The sequence below is a fragment of the Herminiimonas sp. GW821-FHT09C12 genome (genome assembly GCF_059416385.1).
In genome coordinates this window covers 1,084,916-1,106,268 of sequence record NZ_JBWKPC010000001.1, presented here as the reverse complement: position 1 = coordinate 1,106,268, position 21,353 = coordinate 1,084,916, and the positions used below count along the sequence as shown (strand labels likewise).

Genomic DNA, 21,353 nt, shown 5'->3' with positions numbered 1-21,353 from the left:
GATTCTCGGAATGAGAATGGTTATTATATTTATCCTGCCAAAATTACCCGGCTCCGCAGCTCTTAAATTTGCATCTTGTCGTGGTCGGGCAACACGTTTCTATAAAGAAATTGGCAGGATGAAAACTTAAGCGAGCAACATCTAAGACTAGCGTTAAGCAAGTGTTAGGTAGTCGTTAATCGATGCAACATACTATGCATGACGTCACACAGGCCGTATTTTTATAGAAACATGAAAATAGGAATCTTTGACGAATTGGACTGTCCATTGAAGGCATGTCGCGCGGTACATGCAAAACGGAATAAAAAGGAAGTAGTCATATTTATGCGATCAAGCTTACGTGTCCTGTTGCTGTCAGGACTTCTTGCTGTCATCGCCGGTTGTGCGGGGAGCAAACCAGGTGTCTATCAGGCAGAAAAATTCGACTCCACCGATACGTTCACGCGCCGCTTCCCGGTTTCGTCCGAGGTCGCATGCGAGGCAGTGCGTCGCACCTTGCTTAGTCAAGGCTATGTCATCAGCGCGGCCAGCAATAATCAGATCGATGGTCGCAAGAGCTTTCAGCCACAGAGTGATGTACACGTGCAAATCGCATTTCGTGTAGTGTGCGCGACCGATGCCGCGGACGGTGCAATGGCATCGGTCTTTGTGAATGCGCTGGAAGATAGATACGCACTCAAGAAGACCAATAACTCGGCCAGTCTTGGTGTCGGCGCGCTCGGTTCGCTCTCGCTGCCGTTTTCATCCAGCGATGATTCACTGGTGAAAGTCGCCAGCGAAACGATTTCATCCGAGAAGTTCTACACGCGCTTCTTTCAATTGGTAGAACGCTATCTGGTCAATGAAGATGAGCCAACATCGGAAATCATGGAGATGCCGGAGAAATCATTCCGTACTCAGGCTAAGTCGGTGATGGGCAACTAGATTGCAAGGCGCAGAGTGTTGCGACACTCTGCTTCCTGAATAGATCTGGCAATCGTCTTCTATGCCAGGCTCTTGAAATTCACGTTTTTAATTCTCTTTTTTACCCTCTACTGCATTTTCCCCGCCAGCAGCCTGCAATCTGCGCCACAAAGTCGTGCGACTGATCCCCAGATAATTCGCCGCTGCCTCACGATTGCCGTGATGGCGCTGCAATACTTGCTGCAGCGTTTCGACTGGTCTTGCCTCCTCGCTCTCCGCCAGCAACAACGTGCCGCCAGATATAGCAAGTTCAGGCGCAACGCTTTTCAAAAACGCCGGCGTCAACGCCTGCAATGGTGCTGCTGCCAAGAACAACGCGAGTCGCTCCATCAAATTACGCAACTCGCGCACATTGCCCGGCCATGTATAGGATGTCAGCAAAGGCATGCAGCCTAGTATCTCTGCATGCAGATTGGCAGATGGACGTATATCCAGCGAGGCCAAGGCATTCTTCAAGCACCATTCAGCCAGCGGCAGCAAATCTTCAGGTCTGTCGCGCAAAGTCGGCAAGCTCAAGCGCAATACGCTCAAGCGATAAAACAGATCGGCGCGGAAGCGCCCTTCTTTGACGCGCGCATCCAGATCGCAATGCGTTGCGCTGATGATGCGTACGCTAATCGGAATCGGTCGCGTGCCACCGACGCGCACTACTTCGCGCTCTTCCAGTACGCGCAGCAAGCGCGTTTGCAAAGACAAAGGCATCTCGCCGATTTCATCCAAAAACAAAGTGCCGCGATGCGCTGCTTCAAATAAACCAGCGCGTCCGCCACGGCGTGATCCGGTGAACGCACCCTCTTCGTAACCGAACAATTCGGACTCCAATAAAGACTCCGCCAAAGCGCCGCAATTGACTGCGACGAATGGATGACCTGCTTGTGTCTTGCCTTGCATCAGCGGATGCGCGCGGTGCATGGCCTGCGCTACCAATTCCTTACCTGTGCCGGTTTCTCCCTGTATCAAAACGGTAGCGGGCGATTTGGCGAATAACGTGACTGACTGACGCACGCTTTCCATCGCAGCAGAGTCTCCGCGCAAATCCTTGATGTGATGTTTGGCGCGCAAGGTATCGGCCACCGGGAAGCTACGGCCGCGCGTCGCTTCCAGTTGCGTCAGGCGTGCCAGCTCCAGCGCATCTTCAAATGCCTGGCGTATCGATGCGGATGAATAAACGAAGACGCCGGTCAGACCAGCCTCTTCCGCCAGATCGGTGATCAAGCCCGCACCGACGATAGCTTTGATGCCGGAGGTTTTCAGTTCATTGATTTGTGCACGCGCATCTTCTTCCGTCACGTAAGTGCGTTGCGCGATATTCAGGCCGAAGGTGGTTTGGAACTCGGCCAGCGCCGGCATGGTTTCCTGATAGGTGATCAAGCCGATGTCGGGTGTGATCTTGCGCGCACGCGCCAATGCCTGCATCACATCGAAGCCGCTGGCCTTGGCGATGATGACGGGCACGGACAAACGGCTTTTTAAATATGCACCATTCGAGCCGGCGGCAATCACGGCATCGCAACGCTCGGTCGCCAGACGTTCGCGGATATGACGCACCGCATCTTCGAAGCCCAGATTGATCGGTTCTATGTCGGCTTGATCGTCAAATTCCAGAGTGATATCGCGGAATAACTCAAACAAACGTGAGATCGAGACAGTCCAGATGACCGGCTTGTCGGCATTATCGCGGAAAGGAGAGGACGAACGTTTCATGTTTCACCTTAGCGTTTCAAACGTTTCAAATGTAACACGGCCTTTCGGCATTGCGCAGATTCTGTCTAGCTCTGCCACAAACGATAAAAGTTCCCAAGCATTTGATTTGTAATGAATTTATTCATTTCCTTAGACATATACCATCAGCCCGATATGCGTCCGCCACGGCATGGCACGCGCATTGCCATTATGAAGAGCAGGCATCTTCATGAAACACCTAGTCAAAAGGGTTATTCGATGAGCAGTCAGTCCAAGAGCAGCAAGCAGGTTTTGCGTGACAAGGTATATGCCCGCCGTGGCCTGCTGGTACCGGGTGCCTTCAATGCCTTGTCGGCCCGCGTGATTGCCGACCTTGGTTTCGAAGCGCTGTATATCACCGGTGCTGGCGTGACTAATATGTACTTCGGTTTGCCAGATCAAGGCTTCATAGGCTTGAATGAACTGGCCGACCACACCGCACGCATACGCGATGTGGTCGATATTCCCATCATCGTCGATGCCGATACCGGTTTCGGCAATGCCTTGAATGTACACCAGACGATACGCACGCTGGAACGCGCCGGTGCCGATGCGGTACAACTGGAAGATCAGGTTTCCCCTAAACGCTGTGGTCACTTCAACGGCAAGGAAGTCATTTCCTGCGCCGAGATGGTCGGCAAAATCCACGCCGCCGTCGATGCCCGCAGTGATGAAGGCATGCTCATCATGGCGCGTACCGATGCGCGTAGCGTGCATGGCTTTGAAGATGCACTGGAACGCGCGGCACGTTATAGCGAAGCCGGTGCTGACATTCTGTTTGTCGAAGCAACCGAAACTGCAGAAGAAATCCGCCGTCTTCCGCAAGCACTGGACAAGCCGCAACTGGTCAACCTCGTCATCGGCGGCAAGACACCTATTTTCAGCGCCGATGAATTGGCCGAACTCGGCTACGGCATCGTGCTGTACGCAAATGCAGCGCTGCAAGGCGCAGTGGCTGGCATGCAAAAAGCGCTGACCGTCTTACGCGACACGCATAGGCTCGACGAAGATCCAAATCTGGTCGCGCTATTTGCCGAGCGCCAGCGTCTGGTCAACAAACCTCTATTCGATCAATTAGAAAAGAAATACGCCGACAAGTAATCCCGTGATGGTCCCGAATACATAAGGAGACAGACATGAGTGAACAAGTAGCAGGTTTCAAACCGAAAAAATCCGTCGCACTATCCGGTGTGACCGCCGGCAATACCGCACTCTGCACCGTCGGCAAAACCGGCAACGACTTGCACTATCGCGGTTACGACATACTGGATATCGCTGATAGCTGCGAGTTTGAAGAAATTGCTTATCTGTTGGTACACGGAAAATTGCCAACAGTGGCAGAACTGAAGGCCTACAAAACCAAATTGAAGTCTATGCGCGGCTTGCCTGCCAACGTCAAGGCAGCGCTGGAATGGCTGCCGGCAGCATCGCATCCGATGGACGTAATGCGCACTGGTGTCTCGGTACTCGGTTGCATGCTGCCGGAAAAAGACGATCACAATGCACCGGACGCACGCGACATCGCCGACAGGTTGATGGCATCGCTGGGTTCGATCTTGTTGTACTGGTATCACTACAGTAATCACGGCAAGCGTATCGAAGTCGAAACCGACGACGACTCGATAGGCGCGCACTTCCTGCACTTGCTGCACGGCGAAAAGCCATCCGCGTTATGGGAAAAAGCGATGCACACCTCGCTGATTCTGTATGCCGAACACGAATTCAACGCCTCCACCTTCACCGCTCGCGTGATTGCCGGCACTGGTTCCGATATGTATTCCGCCATCACCGGCGCAATCGGTGCCCTGCGCGGACCCAAGCATGGCGGCGCCAATGAGTTCGCATTTGAAATTCAAAAACGTTATGAGAGTCCAGACGAAGCAGAAGCCGACATCAAACGCCGTGTTGAAAACAAGGAAGTCGTGATCGGCTTCGGCCATCCGGTGTACACGATCGCCGATCCGCGCAACAAAATGATCAAGGAAGTCGCACGCACGCTATCCAATGATGCAGATTCGATGAAGATGTTCGACATCGCCGAACGTTTGGAAACAGTGATGTGGGACGCCAAGAAAATGTTCCCCAATCTGGATTGGTTCTCAGCTGTGTCGTATCACATGATGGGTGTACCGACTGCGATGTTCACGCCGCTGTTCGTGATCGCGCGTACTTCCGGCTGGGCTGCGCACATCATCGAACAACGCATAGACAACAAGATCATTCGCCCATCCGCACATTATGTCGGGCCGGAAGATTTGGCTTTCGTTCCGCTAGCCAAGCGCAAGTAAGAGCCATACCGCGCCTATCGCTGCTATCCACATTAACTACGATCACGGGAATTCCATGTCTGCTCATATTTCAAACGTCCGCCCAAAACACGACAAGGTATTGGTCGATATCGTTGATTACGTCACCAAGTACAAGATTTCTTCCAAGCTTGCTTACGACACCGCGCGCAACTGCCTGATCGACACATTGGGTTGCGGCCTGGAAGCGTTGGAATATCCAGCGTGTAAAAAATTGATGGGACCGATAGTGCCCGGCACAATAGTACCGAATGGCGCGAAAGTGCCCGGCACGCAATTCCAGCTCGATCCGGTACAAGCCGCATTCAACATCGGCATGATGATCCGCTGGCTGGATTTCAACGACACCTGGCTGGCAGCGGAATGGGGTCATCCATCCGATAATCTCGGAGGCATACTCGCCACCGCAGATTGGTTGTCACGTGTAGCGGTCGCTGGTGGCAAGAAGCCACTGACGATGCGCGACGTGCTGACCGGCATGATCAAGGCGCATGAAATTCAAGGCTGCATCGCGCTGGAGAATTCATTCAATAAGGTTGGCCTCGATCACGTGGTGCTGGTCAAGGTGGCTTCGACTGCGGTCGTTGCAGAGATGCTCGGTCTGACGCGTGATGAAATTTTGAATGCAGTGTCGCTGGCATGGGTAGATGGTCAATCGCTGCGCACTTATCGCCACTCACCGAATACCGGTTCGCGCAAATCATGGGCCGCCGGCGATGCAACTTCACGCGCAGTGCGACTCGCGCTGATGGCCCAGACCGGCGAGATGGGCTATCCATCGGTGTTGACCGCGAAGACCTGGGGTTTCTACGATGTGCTGTTCAAAGGTCAGCCCTTCAAATTCCAGCGCAAGTACGCATCCTATGTAATGGAAAACGTGCTGTTCAAAATTTCCTTCCCGGCCGAGTTTCATTCACAAACTGCAGTGGAAGCAGCGATGACCTTGCACCAAGAGTTGGTCAAGTCAGGCAAGAAAGTCGAAGACATCAAGAAGATCACCATACGCACGCACGAAGCCTGCATACGCATCATCGATAAAAAAGGACCGCTGGATAATCCCGCGGATCGCGATCACTGCATTCAATACATGCTCGCCGTGCCGCTGATTTTCGGTCGCCTGACTGCATCTGATTATGAAGACGACGTCGCCAGCGACAAACGTATCGATGTGCTGCGTGACAAGATCGTTTGCGTGGAAGACGCGTCCTTCACCAAGGATTATCACGATCCTAAGAAGCGATCGATTGCGAATGCGTTGACGGTTGAATTCAAGGATGGCAAAAAGCTCAAGGAAATCGTCGTCGAATATCCGGTCGGTCATGCACGTCGCCGTAAAGAAGGTATTCCGCTGTTGGAAGCCAAATTCAAGATCAATTTGGCGCGCCAATTCCCGGTCAAACAACAGCAGAAAATTCTCGACGTATCACTGGATCAGAAAAAGCTGGAAGCCATGCCTGTCCATGAATACGTGGATATGTATGTGATCTAGCCCAGCTATACCGCCTTTGTTGACATCAAGATCGACAAAGGTAGTTTCACTATAAGAACGATATAACAGACATAGCTTTATCTGGCCGGAGGAGACTTATGAGTTTCGATGCCGCAGCATACGACGCGTTTTACCGTCTATCAGTTGATGACCCGCACACCTTTTGGGCGACGCAAGCCAAGCGCATAGATTGGCATAAGCCATTCACGCGCACACTGGACTACGACAAACCACCGTTCGCCAAATGGTTTGTCGGCGGCGAAACCAATCTCTGTTACAACGCGGTAGATCGTCATCTGGCAACGCGCGCTGATCAGCCTGCATTGGTCGCAATCTCTACCGAGACCGACACGGAGACCACGTATACCTACGCGCAATTGTATGCAGAGGTGAATCGCAGCGCCGCCATGATGCAGGCACTAGGCGTCAAGCAAGGTGATCGCGTACTGATATACATGCCGATGGTGGCCGAAGCCGCGTTCGCGATGTTGGCGTGTGCACGCATAGGCGCGGTGCATTCGGTGGTGTTCGGCGGATTTGCATCGAACAGCCTGGCAACCCGCATCGATGATGCGACACCAGTCTTGATCATCTCTGCCGATGCCGGTTCACGCGGTTGTCACGTCACGCCATACAAGTCCTTGCTTGATGAAGCCATCGCGCTGGCGCAGCACAAACCAAAACATGTATTGATGGTTAATCGCGGCCTTGCACCCATGAAGATGGTGCCTGAGCGTGACATCGACTACTCCACGCTACGCGAAAAACATTTGCATGCAGTCGTGCCGATCGTATGGCTGGAATCGAATGCGCCGTCTTATATTCTCTACACCTCAGGTACCACCGGCAAACCGAAAGGCGTATTACGCGACGTCGGTGGTTATGCAGTGGCACTGGCCACATCGATGGATTTGATCTTTTGCAGCAAGGTGGGTGAAACTTTTTTCTGCACTTCAGATATCGGCTGGGTAGTCGGCCACTCTTACATCATCTACGGCCCTTTGCTGGCAGGCATGACGACCATATTGTATGAAGGCCTGCCGATACGACCGGATGCGTCGATATGGTGGAGCATCGTGGAGAAATACAAAGTCACACGCATGTCGTCAGCACCAACAGCAATTCGTGTACTGAAAAAACAACCGCTGGAACTATTGCAGAAACACGATCTATCCTCGCTCAAGACACTCTATCTGGCAGGCGAACCATTGGATCAAACCACTTCCGATTGGATCTCCGGTGTGCTTGGCGTACCTGTCATCGACAATTTCTGGCAGACAGAAACCGGCTGGCCGACCATCTCGATCGCCAAAGGCGTAGGCGACAAACCCGCACGCTCAGGCAGCCCCGGTCAGCCACTGTATGGCTTCAAGGGCAAGATCATTAATGAAGAGACAGGTGAAGAATGTGCGCCTAATGAAAAAGGTGTGGTCGTCATCGAAGGGCCGCTGCCGCCCGGTTGCCTGCAAACTCTGTACGGCGATGACGAACGCTTCGTCAATACCTACTGGCGCAATTTCAAACGCGAAGCGTATTCGACCTTCGACTGGGGCATACGCGATGCCGATGGTTATTACTTCATCCTCGGCCGCACCGATGATGTCATCAATGTCGCAGGGCACAGACTAGGCACACGCGAAATCGAAGAGAGTATTTCCAGCCATCCCAATGTGTCGGAAGTCGCGGTGGTCGGTGTCGAAAATCCGATCAAGGGCCAGTGTGCGGTTGCCTTTGTCATTCTTAAGAATGCGGCTGCTGCAACTCCTGAAGATGCACACAAGCTGGAAGCAGAAATCATGAAGGTGGTGGATAAGCGACTCGGGCCGATAGGTCGACCATCGCATGTGTACTTTGTGACTGCATTGCCGAAGACGCGCTCTGGCAAGTTGCTGCGGCGCTCGATACAAGCGATTTGTGAAGGACGCGATCCGGGCGATTTATCGGTGATCGAAGACCCGGCGGCCTTGCAACAAATACGGGCCGTGCTGATACCTGCGTAAAAACAATGCTGCGAATGGAATGGCCTATGCCGGATGTCGCGTTATCTATCTCCGGATAATATATTGTCGACTTCTGGCATAGTTACTTGTGTACTTGAGTCAGCAAGCTGATCTGCGGCAGCACGTACAAAATACATGGCTTGCGGCTGATTCACCAGCACGCATTGCTTGCCGGTGCGCTTGCAATGATCATGCACTCGCCAGTACGCGTTATGGCTGATGCAACCAGTTTGGCAAATCACCAAATCGGCAGCAAGCAGACTCGCCTCCAGCGCAGCATCATCTCCGCCATCCAGTCCATCGTGATGCAGGAAATAACCACCGGCTTTTTCAACTTCCAGTTGGGCGACCGTCGTACTTGATTCATGCTTGCCTATGCACAGCACGGATTTTTTTCGCAAATCTGCAGGTATGACCGGATGGACAGCACGTTGCTCAAATCTTGCAGGCTTGGCCCGCCATTGCCAACCTAGACGCTCACGCATCAGACTGTGTAGATGCTCAGTCAAGGATTCGACACGACGCGCCAAAGTCACACGAGTAGGCAAGCCGGGAATAGCCGCTTCCAACGCTGCCATATCTTCACGCGCATACGCCAACTCTGTATCGCGCACGATCACTTCTGCCCGCAAGCGCACTACTTCTGCCTGCGCACGCGCAAGCTCAGCCTGCAAGGCTTCAATTTGATCGACCTGTCGCGCCACCAATTCGCTGCAACGGTTTTGCACGCGGCCGTATTGATTGATCAGCACGCGATGCTCACGCGCCATATCGTCCAAATCCTTGGGAGAAATACTCATGATCTATCCTTCACCTTAATCAGCGGCGGCGTATCACACACTTCAGAAACGGCGCACCGCAAGACGCGTGCTCAGTAACAATGACCTTGGTTTCCTACTAATAACAACCCCTCAAACTTGAGGAATTGGCTTATTATAAATGAGAATCATTATTATTTGAAGAAATCAATACTAATGGTCTGATGGCAATATCGACCAGCTCCTGATCAAGGAAAGGAATAGCGCCAAGAAGGGACGAGGTATTCAGTTCCAAGTTCGGCGGCTATCTGGAAAGCATGTATTCTTGCTTATCTTCGCAAAGAATCCGAGAGCACCATGGCCGATACGCCTCAAGCAGCCATACACATTTATCATTTGCTTTCATGACTCAAAGCATCGCACCTAGCAATCAAACCAAGCCCTTATCCCGCTTGGCCAAAATACTATATGGACTAGTCGGCGGCTTGGCGCTGCTGCTGGGCATTATCGGCATCTTTCTGCCAGGCTTGCCAACCACGCCTTTCGTTTTGTTGGCCGCGGCTTGCTTCGCGAAAGCGTCGCCGCGCGTGCATCTATGGATGTTGCAGCACAAGTTAATAGGCCCGATGCTGCGCAACTGGGAAGAGCATCGCAGTCTCACGCGTCGCACCAAATGTGTAGCAATAGGATCGATGTCTCTGATGATGGCGCTTTCTATCTGGAGCTTCTCCGGCCAGCCATGGATACAAATCAGCTTGTTGGTTCTGAGCGGAATCGGTGCAGCGACGGTGTTGCGCATACCGACACGAGCACCCTCTTCTACATCAGTGCTACCGAACAAAAGCGACACGCCACAATGACAAAAGCGCATCGTACCGGGTAGGCACCATGCGCTTTCGTTATCTACTGCTGTTCAATTTGCGTTTGATTGCAGACGCACAGCGCCGCAATCGATAACAAACTTATTTTTGCATATCGCGGATGCGTTCGATCAACAAATCGCCGTATTTGGAGGTCGATACGGTACCGCCCAAATCCACGGTACGGCCACTTTCTGTACTCAATACGGAATCGATGGCATCGCGTAAAAGCTTGGCCTGTTTGTCCAATCCTTTGTGCTCCAGCATCAATGCAGCTGCCAGCAAGAGTGCTGTTGGATTGGCCATGCCTTTGCCTGCGATATCTGGCGCAGAACCATGTACTGCTTCAAAAATAGCAGCACGTTCACCGATATTCGCGCCTGGTGCCATGCCCAAGCCACCGACCAAACCTGCGATTTGATCGGACAGGATGTCACCGAACAAATTGGTGGAAACGATGACATCGAACTGCCACGGATTCAATACCAGTTGCATCGCGCACGCATCAACGATGCGATCGTTGAATTCGACTTGATCGGCGTAATTAAGACCGACTTGTTTTGCAGTTTCCAGGAACAAACCCGTCAATGCTTTCAGCACATTGGCTTTATGCACGATGGTGACTTTTTTGCGGTTGTTGCGCACTGCATAGTCGAATGCGAACTTGGAAATGCGACGGCTGCCGGCGCGGGTATTGATACCAGTCGCCATTGCCACTGCATGTGCGTCATCGCCGATAGGCACGTAGTGTTCGTGACCGACGTACAAGCCTTCGAGATTCTCGCGCACCAGCACCAGATCAATTTTCTCGTAACGGCCACCAGGCACGATGGTGCGTGCAGGACGCACATTGGCGTACAACTGGAACTCTTCACGCAGGCGCACATTGACGGAGCGGAAGCCGCCACCGATAGGGGTGCTCAGCGGACCTTTCAGCGCGAGGCCGGTGCGGGCGATGCTCTGCAGCGTCGCTTGCGGCAGCAAATCGCCGCTGCTTTCCAGCGCATTGACGCCGGCTTGTTGTGCTTCCCATGCGAATGGATTGCCCAGCGCATCAAACACGCGCACAACCACATCAACGATTTCAGGGCCGATACCATCACCGGGAATGAGCGTTACCGGAATTTGTTGCTGCGTGCTGTTAAGCATGTTGTGTCCTATCCATGATCAAGATAATTAAAAACGCTATGACTTTGTGTAAAAGCCGCAGGACGTATTTTAACTCAAAAGTCTTATGTCATATATAAGACTCGTGGCTTTTTATGATGACGTGAATTTTTGACAAGATTGCAAATTAACAAACCAAGCCTAGATCAAGACGATGTATTAAGGCCTAGGCTATAGTGAGGCTCACGGCTCTACCGCAGGATCGGTCGTCAACTCACCTATCAATCACGCATCAAATTAAGGACATTACAGATGGCACAAACCGAAATCAAAGTAACCAAAGGCGCAGGCAAGCTGCAACAGATCGTCCAAGCCGGTCCACACACATTGATCGCTGATGCGCCGTCCGCTTTTGGCGGCGACGATGCAGGCTTTGTCCCCCACGATTTGCTGGCTGCCGCACTCGGCGCTTGCACAGCAGTTACGCTGAATATGTATGCTGGCCGCAAAGAGCTCCCGCTGGAAAAAGTCGATGTAACCGTGGTCGCAGCTGAACAAGACGGTGTCTATGTATTCAATCGCACCCTGCACTATCATGGCAATCTGAGCGCTGAACAAAAAGACAGCCTGAACAAGATCGCTGATAAATGCCCGGTACACAAAGCACTGTCCGGCGAGATCAAGATCATTACGCAAGCCAACTAAACCAAGTCTGGGGTAGATATGGATACCGACCTGAGCGCACTGGAAACCGTCGTCATCCCGCGTACGCGCGATCTCGGCGACAACTTTGAAGTACGGCGTGCCTTGCCCACTTCGCAAAAGCGCATGGTCGGTCCTTTCGTCTTCCTCGACCAGATGGGGCCGCACGTGTTCGCGGCCGGACGTGGGCTGGACGTGCGACCACATCCGCACATCGGCCTGGCCACCGTCACTTATCTGTTTGAAGGTGAAATCGAACATCGCGACAGCGTCGGTTCGATACAAACCATACAACCGGGCGCAGTCAACTGGATGACGGCCGGCAGCGGCATCGTGCATTCCGAACGTACCGGCAGCGATTTGCGTAAAACCGGCTCTTCGCTAGCCGGTCTGCAATGCTGGGTTGCACTCCCAAAAAAATACGAAGAAATCGCGCCCAGCTTTATCCATACTGCGGCCAACGAATTACCGATCATCGAAGGTGACGGTGCTTCTGCGAAGATTATTGCCGGCAGCTTTTTCGGCAAGAGCTCGCCGGTGCCGACCTTGTCGGATTTGTTTTATGTCGATGTACAACTGCAAGCCGGTGCGAGGCTGGATGTACCGGCTGAATATCCGGAACAAGCGATCTATATCGTAGAAGGCAAGCTTGATCTGGGTCGCGATGGCGTGTTCGATGCCGGTCAATTGCTGGTATTGAAAACCAAGACTGCAGTCACGCTGCGCAACGCCGGTCCGGGCACAACACGCTTGATGCTGCTCGGCGGCGAACCTATGGATGGCTCGCGCTATCTGGTGTGGAATTTTGTTTCCAGCTCAATCGAGCGGCTGGAACAGGCCAAGGAAGATTGGCGGCTGCAGCGCTTTGCTGCAGTGCCGGGTGAAACCGAATTTATCCCGCTGCCGGATCTACCAGGCAAGCCTATCGGCTATCCGTAAATCCTGCACGGCAGGAGCTGCCAGGATTTTGGAACGCAGATTTTTAAGCGCTCTTGCCGTCGTACGGGTATTTCTTCAATGCGGCAAGATCGACATTCTCCAGAGTGCGCGCATTCACTGCCGCCATCTCATTGCCGTCTTTATCCTTGGCGAAACCAAACGTCTGGCAGCCACAGGTTGGGCAGAAGTGATGCTCTATCTTGTGCTTGTTGAATTTATAGACAGTTGATTTGCCTTCACCGCTGGTGATTTTCAACTGTGCACGCGGCACGAACCAGAGCAGAAAACCCTTGCGGCTGCAATGTGAACAATTGCAGTCTATGACTTGTTCCAGCTCGCCTTCGGCTTCAAATTTCAGCAAGCCACAATGACACGATCCTTGATAAAGCATCTTGATCTCCTGAATATTCTAATTATTCAGCAGACATCTTCGCGCCATTACTGTGCTTTGTCCAATTGCTCATACACCGCGTGGGCGATGTTGGCCAACTCGCCTTTATTGATACCAGCCGACAAGGCATAGCCGAACTTGCCATCTATCCAGTAAAACACATTCACCGCACCTTCTTGCGCGAAGCGAAAACCAGTGTCCTTGTTCTGCGCTTGGTCGGTCGAGACATACAGCGTTAAACGTTGCCCCAAACCATCCTGATACATGAATTGCGCCACCGGTCCGCTTTCGCCTGGCAATAGGCGACCACCGATCAACTCATAACCGAGCTTGCCCAATTTGGGCGGACGCATAGGACTACCCGTACGCTTGGATAACCAGGCTACCAGTTGATCTTCCTGATCCGCAGTCACTTCTACCGGACGCCGCGCATCCGGGCTGTACACGCTATGCGCCACAGCAGCCTGCCGCGCCAGCGTCGACACCTTGAGCGGCACAGGCAAACGACTATCTGTTGCTTGCGCCAGCATATTGTTAGTTTGCGTTGCGCCATGCAACATCCAGCCACCGATACCACCGGCGACTGCAATTGCCAGCATTGCGGCATAACGACCAAACTGCGTCGTCCAGCTCGTCAAACCGGAAGTCAACCGCGCCGGCACCGGCTCATCCAGCACCGGCTTGAATAGCAAACGCAAGGCTTCGTTTTGTTCGCGATACGTATTGATGCGCTCCAGCTCTTCTGGTCGTGCGGCCAGATAAGCGTCGACCTCCTGACGTCGCGCTTCACTCAGGAAGCCGTCAACGTAGGCATGCAAGTCTGCTTCAGTCACAGCGAGCTGATTCATTTGACTACCTTTAATAGCGATACGACTGATCGCCCTTCCATTTGTGCACGCAACTTTTGGCGCGCACGTGATAGACGTGACATCACGGTGCCCAGCGGTAAACCCAAGGTTGCCGCAACTTCGTCATAGCTCATTTCTTCCAGCGCGATCAGTAATAAAATCTCGCGCTGCTCTGGCGGCAGGGTACGTAATGCCGATTCAAGATCGCGCATTTCCAAACCGTCAGTCAGAGAATGATGTGTTGCCGGCATCGGCGTATCGTCATCCAACTCCTCGGTTGCTACCGATGGACGACGTACCTGATCGATATGCAGGTTGTGCATGATGCCGAACAACCAGGCGCGCATATCGCTGCCGCGTTGCCATGAAGACAGTTTCTTCCAGCCGCGCTCCATCGTGTCCTGCACCAGATCGTCAGCACCCGTGCGATCACCGATCAAGGCACGGGCGTAACGACGCAGGCGCGGGATGCAGGCGACTAGACGATCGCGTTCATCTTGCATGGCAATTTTCGCTGCAGCGATTACTTAAGTATTAATCCTTGACGACGTGCCAGATGTCTTTGAAGTTATCGCCAGTACGATCACCTGCTTTTTTGTCGGAAGCGAACAGATACAAAGGCTTGCCCTTGTAAGCAAGTTGCGCAGTACCATCGTCACGCGTCACCACGGAATAAGGTGCGGCTGGTTTGGCATTACCGGCAGAAACTGCTGGCCATGCGGTAGCGCAAGGACCGCTACAAGCACTCTTGCCGCTATCTGCAACGTCTTTGTCGAAGGTGTAAACCGTCATGCCTGTAGCCGTTACCAGAATGCCGTCGGCTTTCTTGAGTGGAACGTTTTGTGCGAAAGCAGTGCTAGACATGAACAAGACTGCAGCAGCAGACAGTACGAGATGAGAGAGTTTCATTTTCTTATTCCTTTTCGATGAAGAGTGGCAAGTCGATAAAAGGACGTCATAAATATACGTCTCTACCGGCTTGAGTCATTTACGTCAGAAAAAACAATACGCACGACAATGCGCTGACATTGAGGTAAACGATGGCACGGCTGATTTATTCCATCGAATCGAAAATATTTATCCGCTCTGGCACATTGCTGTCGCTAAGTTACACCTTCTGCGTGCAATCGTGCAGGTCAGATGCGGGATTGCGCTGGATTAACGGTGATCGACCAGACATTGCGCGGCTTCCCACGCTTCCATCGCAGCATTCGGGTTGCCGGTGAGATGGGCGGCATCAATGGCGCCATCCAGCAGGATATTGATCTGTGATGCCAATTTCCCGGCTTTTGTACCGTGCGTCTCCAGCAGCAAGCTTGCTATGTAGTCGATGATCAGTTGCTTGTGCAAAGCGGCAACTTGATGGATGGGATCCTTGCGGTTATGAAATTCAGCAGCTGCATTGATGAACATGCAGCCATTGAAGTCTTTGCGCTTGAACCATTGATCGTGCCAGGTGAAGAGCGCCAGTATCTTTTGCGGCAGACCCTCTTGCTGATTAACGTAGTTCATCAGTGATGTACGGAAGAAGGTATCTCGCTGATTCAAAACTTCCAGAATCAGGTCCGACTTCGACGGGAAATACTTATAGAGTGTCATCTTCGCGATACCGGCTTCTGCAATGATGCGATCTATACCCACACCCGTGTATCCACCTTGCGCGAATAGTTCCATCGCCTTCTTCACCAGTATTTCTCGTTTATCCAACATCATTTCACCTGTAGTTCTAAGCATCATCGTTTGCAAAGCGCTTGTTGCAGATCATTGCCAACATCGTTACTATACAGATCTGTCTGTATATTTCAAGAGAATCAAGCCCAGCCTGCATGGATGCAATCGGGGAAAGCTGGCTCCAGGCACGATTCATGTTCAACTTTTCTAGCGAGTCATTCATGAATACATTTTTATCGAAAATGCGCGGCGGCACTGCCGTACCACCGCGCGCACCATTGCGGCATATCGCAATTTCCTGGCTGGGCGGCTTCCTTGCCATCTCGGCAGTCGCACTCGCCACCGATATCAGCCACCTGCCTCTGGTGCTTGGTTCTTTCGGCGCAAGCTGCGTATTGATATTCGGCTTTCCTGAAAGTCCATTCTCGCAACCACGCAATGTCATTGCCGGCCACTTCCTGTCATCACTATCGGGCCTGCTCTTTCTGACGCTGTTCGGCCCGCACTGGTGGAGCATGGCATTAGCTGTTGGCACCGCTATTGCCGTAATGCAACTAACTCGTACTGTACACCCACCGGCCGGCTCGAATCCGGTGATTGTTATGCTGGCTGCGCCTGCCTGGAGTTTTCTGCTGACACCGACCTTGATCGGCAGTGTGATAGTGGTCATCGTGGCTATTGTTTTCAACAATATTCCCAAAGACCGTTCCTATCCAAAATACTGGATGTAAAGCCATCTTTGTATAGTCTCAAACCTGCCTGATTTCCCAACGGATTTGAATATATGGCTAGCGATGCAGCCATATATTCATGCACGGCCAAAAGTCGATCCGCGCATTTTGTACGTAGTATCCACAGAGACCTTACGTGGTATCCACAATTCACAATTTTTATCGCCGCGTGAATACGTGATATCCACAATCTGAATATCTCATATTCTTAACTTTAGGTATAGCAACTCGCCCGCCATTCTCGGATAGTAGCGTCGTTGAATTAAATAAACACGAGCCGTGCGCACAAGTTCAGATCGGTTACCAACTTTTCTGACAGATGACCATGGTTTCAAATGATCGAAATGAATCATCCGTTGTTTATTGCAACGAGGGCACCGAACAAACGTGACGTGCATTTTCATACTTGAGAGTTGAGAGAAGGCAAATATGAGTGAAATTAAACGTCCTGCGTCATATCGCTGGATACAATTGATTTTGGGTATCGTCGCTATGGCGATGATTGCAAACTTGCAATACGGTTGGACGCTGTTCGTCGATCCTATCGCTGCTAAACACGGCTGGAGCCGCGCTGCGATTCAAGTTGCATTTACTATCTTCGTTCTGACCGAAACATGGTTGGTCCCTATCGAAGGCTGGTTCGTTGATAAATTCGGCCCACGTCCTGTAGTTATCGTCGGTGGCGTATTGTGCGGTCTGGGTTGGTTCATCAACTCGTTCGCTGATTCCCTCGCTATGTTGTACTTTGCTGCTGTTATCAGCGGTATCGGCGCTGGCGCTGTATACGGTACTTGCGTTGGTAACGCGTTGAAATGGTTCCCGGATCGTCGCGGTCTGGCAGCTGGCTTGACCGCTGCTGGCTTCGGTGCTGGTTCCGCTGTCACCATCATCCCTATCTCGGCAATGATCGCTACTCGCGGCTACCAAGATGCGTTCCTGTACTTCGGTATCGGCCAAGGCATCATCGTGGTTCTGGTTGCATTGTTCCTGAGCCGTGCTCCTGAGCACAAAAAAGGCGATGCAGTTGCAAACGTTCAACAAACCAAACGCGATTACAAACCAAGCGAAGTTCTGCGTGAACCAGTTTTCTGGGTTATGTATGCAATGTTCGTGATGGTTGCAGCTGGTGGCCTGATGGCAACTGCTCAACTGGGTTCGATCGCTCGTGACTTTAAAGTGTTCGACGTTCAAGTCAGCATGATGGGCTTGACCTTGCCAGCACTGACTTTCGCTCTGGCTATCGACCGCGTATTGAACGGCTTGACCCGTCCATTCTTCGGCTGGGTATCGGATCAAATCGGTCGTGAACCAACCATGTTCATCGCGTTTGCTATCGAAGCAGTTGGTATCCTGGCTCTGTTCCACTACGGCCACAACCCAATCGCATTCGTTATCCTGACCGGTATCGTGTTCTTTGCATGGGGCGAAATCTACTCCTTGTTCCCATCGACTTGCGCAGATACATTCGGCAGCAAATTCGCAACAGCTAACGCTGGCTTGCTGTACACAGCTAAAGGTACTGCTTCGTTGCTGGTTCCACTGTCAGCAGTATTGGCAACCGCAACCGGCGGCTGGTACGCAGTGTTCGTAGTTGCTAGTGCACTGAATGCAACTGCAGCGCTGATGGCTTGGTTCGTATTGAAACCAATGCGCGCTAAACACATGAGCAAACCAGCTGTCGCTGAATAATCGATTTCATTGGTTGTACCTCTTCAAGACCGGCTTAGGCCGGTCTTTTTTTGTCTGTAATTTCTCTAACTGATACGCCTGCTTGCGCTGGCAAGAACCTGGTGCTCTGCCCTTATGTGAGCCAACACGCTCACTTTCTGCACGACTTCGGGTAGCATGAGCGACAACAATATGCGTAACGCTCACAAGGCGATCGAATCCATGAATTATTCAGAAATCCAGCAAAAGACTTTCCTGGCCCTATTGATTGCCTTTTCGTTCGCATTCATCGGAATTTTATTGCCGTTCTACGGCGCGGTATTCTGGGCTTCTGTACTGGCGATTCTGTTCTCACCGTTCTATCGCAAGATGCTGATTAAAATGAATCAGCGCAGCAATCTCGCCGCACTGGCGACATTGGGCATCTGTCTGGTGCTGGTCATTCTTCCGCTGATTCTGATTTCCATTTCCATGGTGCATGAAGCGTCGAACTTGTATAACAACATCCGTTCAGGGCAAATCAACTTTGGCGCCTATTTTGAAAAAGTTGTCGCTGCCTTGCCGAGCTGGGTCGTTACCCAAATGGATAAATTCGGTCTGACCAACGTCGCCACCTTGCAGGCAAAAATCACGACGGCTGCCGTGCAAGGTAGCGAATTCATCACCAAGCAAGCCATCAGCATTGGTCAGAATACATTCAACTTCCTGGTCAGCTTTACCATCATGCTGTACATGCTGTTCTTTCTTTTGCGCGACGGTGACAAGATCGCCAATCGCATTCGACAAGCCGCACCCTTGAACCCCGACCACAAACGCACATTGTTCAATAATCTGACAACAGCCATCCGTGCAACGGTCAAAGGCAATGTGATTGTTGCTGCAGTACAAGGCGCACTCGGTGGTATCGCATTCTGGTTCCTCGGCGTGCAAGGCGCATTGCTGTGGGCCGTGTTAATGGCCTTCCTTTCCTTGTTGCCAGCCGTCGGTGCCGCCCTGATCTGGGTGCCAGTCGCGGTTTACTTCTTGCTGACAGGCGCAGTCTGGCAAGGCGTTACGCTGATCGTGTTTGGCGTACTCGTCATCGGTTTGGTGGATAACATCCTGCGCCCGATTCTGGTCGGCAAAGATACGCAACTGCCTGACTTTGTCGTGCTGATTTCTACCGTCGGCGGTATGGCCTTGCTGGGCTTGAACGGTTTTGTGATCGGACCGGTGATTGCCGCCCTGTTCATGACGCTGTGGGACATCTTCTCTTCCGGCAAGCAGAAACAGGAAGCGGAAAAATTGCACCGACCAGACTAAAGCTTGCTCAAACGAATGGCAAAGCCGGCTAAATGCCGGCTTTTTTAATGGCGTCTGCAAACGCCTTGTCTGCTTGTCATCAGCAGCCATGCAGCGCAATTTCTGCGACAATTCGCGCTATGAATTCGATATCCCCAGCCGCAGAGCAATTCCACATCGCCTTTTACAAGTTTGCCAAACTGGCTGACGCCGATGCCGTTGTCACCGTTTGTCGTGAACTGACGCACGATCTGCTCGGCAGCATCTTGATTGCCGACGAAGGCATCAACGGCGTATTGGCCGGCGACGCAGCGGCACTCGACAACTTCGAACAAGCACTGCGCAAGGACCCACGCCTGAACGGTGCATTCAGCAATATCGTCTTCAAGCGCAGCGCCTGCAAGACAGCACCGTTTGCCCGCATGAAGGTGCACAAGAAATCTGAAATCGTTTTCCTCGGCGTAGACAATGTCGATGCCATCAGCAAAACCGGTATAGATGTCAGTCCGCAAGAATGGCGTGAGCTGATAGCGCAAGATGATGTAGTAGTCATCGACAATCGCAACAGCTTTGAATTCAAGCTGGGCAAATTCAAGAATGCGGTCGACCCCGGCGTCGATAACTTCCGTGATTTCCCCAAGTACATAGAAGAACATGTGCCAGAGTGGCAAGCGACCGGCAAGCGTGTCGCGATGTATTGCACTGGCGGCATACGCTGTGAAAAAACCAGCGCCTGGATGCTGGATATGGGCGTGCCGGTTTATCAGCTCGAAGGCGGCATTCTGAATTACTTCCTCGAGATGCCGGATGCAGAGAAAGACTGGGAAGGCGAATGCTTCGTCTTCGATAATCGCATTGCACTCGATACCAAAATGCAGGAAACCGACACCACGCTGGAAGATGTGTACGGTGGCGAGCCCGATTGGGAATGGCGTTTACAACGCGCCAAACGGTTGGACGCAGACAGCGAGTGAACACCGCCAAAATTCCACCGCCGCCCAGCAAGGATGGCGTCGGCCCCAGCAGCGTCGCGCTGCCTGCCGGAACGTGGACTAGCGTCATTGCTTTTCTCGTCGAACACTTCCCTGCGATTCCGCGCGCAGAATGGGAAGCACGCATGCAGCGTGGTGATGTGATTGATGCCGCAGGACGGGCACTGACACCTGCCAGCCCATACCAGGCGCACAGCAAGATTTTTTATTACCGCAGCTTACCGGCTGAACCGCGCATTCCGTTTGATGAAGTCGTGTTGTATCAAGACGAGTATCTGATCGCGGTCGACAAGCCGCACTTTCTGCCTGTCACGCCAGCCGGCCGCTATCTGCAAGAAACCTTGCTGGTGCGCTTGAAACGCTCACTCGGCATAGATACGCTGGCGCCTATGCATCGCATAGACCGCGAAACTGCCGGCCTCGTGCTCTTCACGATACAACCGCACACGCGCAATCTGTATCAAACCCTGTTCCGCGAACGTAGCGTCAGCAAAGAGTACGAAGCCATCGCGCCGTATCGCGCCGATCTGATCTTGCCCACCACGTATCGCAGTCGCCTGCTTGAAAGCGCTGCTTTCATGAAAATGGAAGAAGTCGACGGTGAGCCGAATGCAGAAACCGCAATTGAATTGATGGAAGTCCAAGGCAAGTTGGCGCGCTACAAGCTGGAACCCGTCAGTGGCCAGAAACATCAGCTGCGCGCGCATATGGCATCACTTGGCATACCAATCATCAATGACAGAATTTATCCACATCTTTACCCAGATGAAGGCGCGGAACAGGATTACAGTCAGCCATTAAAGTTGTTGGCAAAGACCATTTCTTTTACCGATCCAATTTCGCAGCAATTACGTCAATTCGAAAGTCAGCAAAATTTATCGTTTTAGTAAAAGCACTTAAAATTCGTTGCACTGCGACGATCACA

At 52.3% G+C, this 21,353-nt stretch carries 21 protein-coding genes; 13 read left to right on the top strand and 8 right to left on the bottom strand.

Going from position 1 to position 21,353, the window contains the following annotated elements; genetic code table 11:
- Positions 1-324 precede the first annotated feature (324 nt).
- Positions 325-924: a DUF2242 domain-containing protein gene (locus AC07N2_RS05225; protein WP_494777321.1), complete on the top strand. Its 600-nt coding sequence runs from the start codon at positions 325-327 to the stop codon at positions 922-924.
- Positions 925-1,011: 87 nt separating this feature from the next.
- On the opposite strand, the gene prpR is transcribed toward AC07N2_RS05225, so the two are convergent.
- Entirely contained in the window at positions 1,012-2,667 is a 1,656-nt protein-coding gene (prpR, locus tag AC07N2_RS05220; RefSeq protein ID WP_494777320.1) for a propionate catabolism operon regulatory protein PrpR, read from the bottom strand.
- A 237-nt stretch (positions 2,668-2,904) separates the two neighbouring features.
- Between prpR and AC07N2_RS05215 the strand changes: the two genes are divergently transcribed.
- From AC07N2_RS05215 to AC07N2_RS05200, 4 genes are all read left to right on the top strand, one after another.
- The gene (locus AC07N2_RS05215; protein WP_494777319.1) at positions 2,905-3,786 is read left to right on the top strand and encodes an isocitrate lyase/PEP mutase family protein; all 882 of its coding nucleotides are present in this window, start codon (positions 2,905-2,907) and stop codon (positions 3,784-3,786) included.
- A gap of 35 nt (positions 3,787-3,821) precedes the next feature.
- Positions 3,822-4,973, top strand: coding sequence for a bifunctional 2-methylcitrate synthase/citrate synthase (gene prpC / locus AC07N2_RS05210; RefSeq protein ID WP_494777318.1), 1,152 nt, complete (start codon positions 3,822-3,824; stop codon positions 4,971-4,973).
- Positions 4,974-5,028: 55 nt separating this feature from the next.
- Entirely contained in the window at positions 5,029-6,480 is a 1,452-nt protein-coding gene (locus tag AC07N2_RS05205) for a bifunctional 2-methylcitrate dehydratase/aconitate hydratase (RefSeq protein ID WP_494777317.1), read from the top strand.
- A gap of 98 nt (positions 6,481-6,578) precedes the next feature.
- Positions 6,579-8,480, top strand: coding sequence for a propionate--CoA ligase (locus AC07N2_RS05200; RefSeq protein WP_494777316.1), 1,902 nt, complete (start codon positions 6,579-6,581; stop codon positions 8,478-8,480).
- Positions 8,481-8,521: 41 nt separating this feature from the next.
- Here the strand turns inward: AC07N2_RS05200 and AC07N2_RS05195 are convergent, their stop codons facing one another.
- Positions 8,522-9,280, bottom strand: a complete 759-nt coding sequence (locus tag AC07N2_RS05195; RefSeq protein WP_494777315.1) for a DUF2325 domain-containing protein — start codon at positions 9,278-9,280, stop codon at positions 8,522-8,524.
- Positions 9,281-9,642: 362 nt separating this feature from the next.
- On the opposite strand from AC07N2_RS05195, the gene AC07N2_RS05190 reads away from it, so the two are divergent.
- Entirely contained in the window at positions 9,643-10,098 is a 456-nt protein-coding gene (locus AC07N2_RS05190; RefSeq protein WP_494777314.1) for a YbaN family protein, read from the top strand.
- A gap of 102 nt (positions 10,099-10,200) precedes the next feature.
- Here the strand turns inward: AC07N2_RS05190 and AC07N2_RS05185 are convergent, their stop codons facing one another.
- Complete coding sequence (locus tag AC07N2_RS05185; RefSeq protein ID WP_494777313.1) at positions 10,201-11,247, bottom strand: isocitrate/isopropylmalate dehydrogenase family protein; 1,047 nt, start codon at positions 11,245-11,247, stop codon at positions 10,201-10,203.
- Between the two features lie 270 nt (positions 11,248-11,517).
- On the opposite strand from AC07N2_RS05185, the gene AC07N2_RS05180 reads away from it, so the two are divergent.
- Positions 11,518-11,910, top strand: a complete 393-nt coding sequence (locus AC07N2_RS05180; RefSeq protein ID WP_494777311.1) for an OsmC family protein — start codon at positions 11,518-11,520, stop codon at positions 11,908-11,910.
- A gap of 18 nt (positions 11,911-11,928) precedes the next feature.
- Complete coding sequence (locus tag AC07N2_RS05175) at positions 11,929-12,846, top strand: pirin family protein (protein ID WP_494777310.1); 918 nt, start codon at positions 11,929-11,931, stop codon at positions 12,844-12,846.
- A gap of 43 nt (positions 12,847-12,889) precedes the next feature.
- Here the strand turns inward: AC07N2_RS05175 and AC07N2_RS05170 are convergent, their stop codons facing one another.
- From AC07N2_RS05170 to AC07N2_RS05150, 5 genes are all read right to left on the bottom strand, one after another.
- Positions 12,890-13,237 (bottom strand): GFA family protein, encoded by a 348-nt coding sequence (locus tag AC07N2_RS05170; protein WP_494777309.1) that lies wholly within the window; start codon positions 13,235-13,237, stop codon positions 12,890-12,892.
- A 47-nt stretch (positions 13,238-13,284) separates the two neighbouring features.
- Positions 13,285-14,085, bottom strand: coding sequence for an anti-sigma factor family protein (locus AC07N2_RS05165; protein ID WP_494777308.1), 801 nt, complete (start codon positions 14,083-14,085; stop codon positions 13,285-13,287).
- Positions 14,082-14,588 carry an RNA polymerase sigma factor gene (locus AC07N2_RS05160; RefSeq protein WP_494777307.1) on the bottom strand — a complete coding sequence of 169 codons (507 nt, stop codon included), beginning with the start codon at positions 14,586-14,588 and terminating at the stop codon, positions 14,082-14,084. The genes AC07N2_RS05165 and AC07N2_RS05160 overlap by 4 nt, the downstream gene beginning before the upstream one ends.
- Positions 14,589-14,619: 31 nt before the next feature.
- Positions 14,620-14,994, bottom strand: a complete 375-nt coding sequence (locus AC07N2_RS05155; protein ID WP_494777306.1) for a COG4315 family predicted lipoprotein — start codon at positions 14,992-14,994, stop codon at positions 14,620-14,622.
- A gap of 249 nt (positions 14,995-15,243) precedes the next feature.
- Entirely contained in the window at positions 15,244-15,822 is a 579-nt protein-coding gene (locus AC07N2_RS05150; protein WP_494777305.1) for a TetR/AcrR family transcriptional regulator, read from the bottom strand.
- Positions 15,823-15,977: 155 nt separating this feature from the next.
- Between AC07N2_RS05150 and AC07N2_RS05145 the strand changes: the two genes are divergently transcribed.
- From AC07N2_RS05145 to AC07N2_RS05125, 5 genes are all read left to right on the top strand, one after another.
- Positions 15,978-16,487 carry an HPP family protein gene (locus tag AC07N2_RS05145; RefSeq protein WP_494777303.1) on the top strand — a complete coding sequence of 170 codons (510 nt, stop codon included), beginning with the start codon at positions 15,978-15,980 and terminating at the stop codon, positions 16,485-16,487.
- Positions 16,488-16,916: 429 nt separating this feature from the next.
- A complete protein-coding gene (gene oxlT / locus AC07N2_RS05140) occupies positions 16,917-18,176 on the top strand; it encodes an oxalate/formate MFS antiporter (protein ID WP_494777302.1) in 1,260 nt (419 codons plus the stop codon).
- 201 nt (positions 18,177-18,377) lie between these two features.
- Positions 18,378-19,457 carry an AI-2E family transporter gene (locus tag AC07N2_RS05135; RefSeq protein WP_494778119.1) on the top strand — a complete coding sequence of 360 codons (1,080 nt, stop codon included), beginning with the start codon at positions 18,378-18,380 and terminating at the stop codon, positions 19,455-19,457.
- A 119-nt stretch (positions 19,458-19,576) separates the two neighbouring features.
- The gene (gene trhO, locus AC07N2_RS05130; RefSeq protein WP_494777301.1) at positions 19,577-20,410 is read left to right on the top strand and encodes an oxygen-dependent tRNA uridine(34) hydroxylase TrhO; all 834 of its coding nucleotides are present in this window, start codon (positions 19,577-19,579) and stop codon (positions 20,408-20,410) included.
- On the top strand, positions 20,407-21,315 hold the full coding sequence (locus AC07N2_RS05125; RefSeq protein WP_494777300.1) for a pseudouridine synthase: 909 nt from the start codon (positions 20,407-20,409) through the stop codon (positions 21,313-21,315). Before trhO ends, AC07N2_RS05125 begins: the two co-directional genes overlap by 4 nt.
- Positions 21,316-21,353 lie beyond the last annotated feature (38 nt).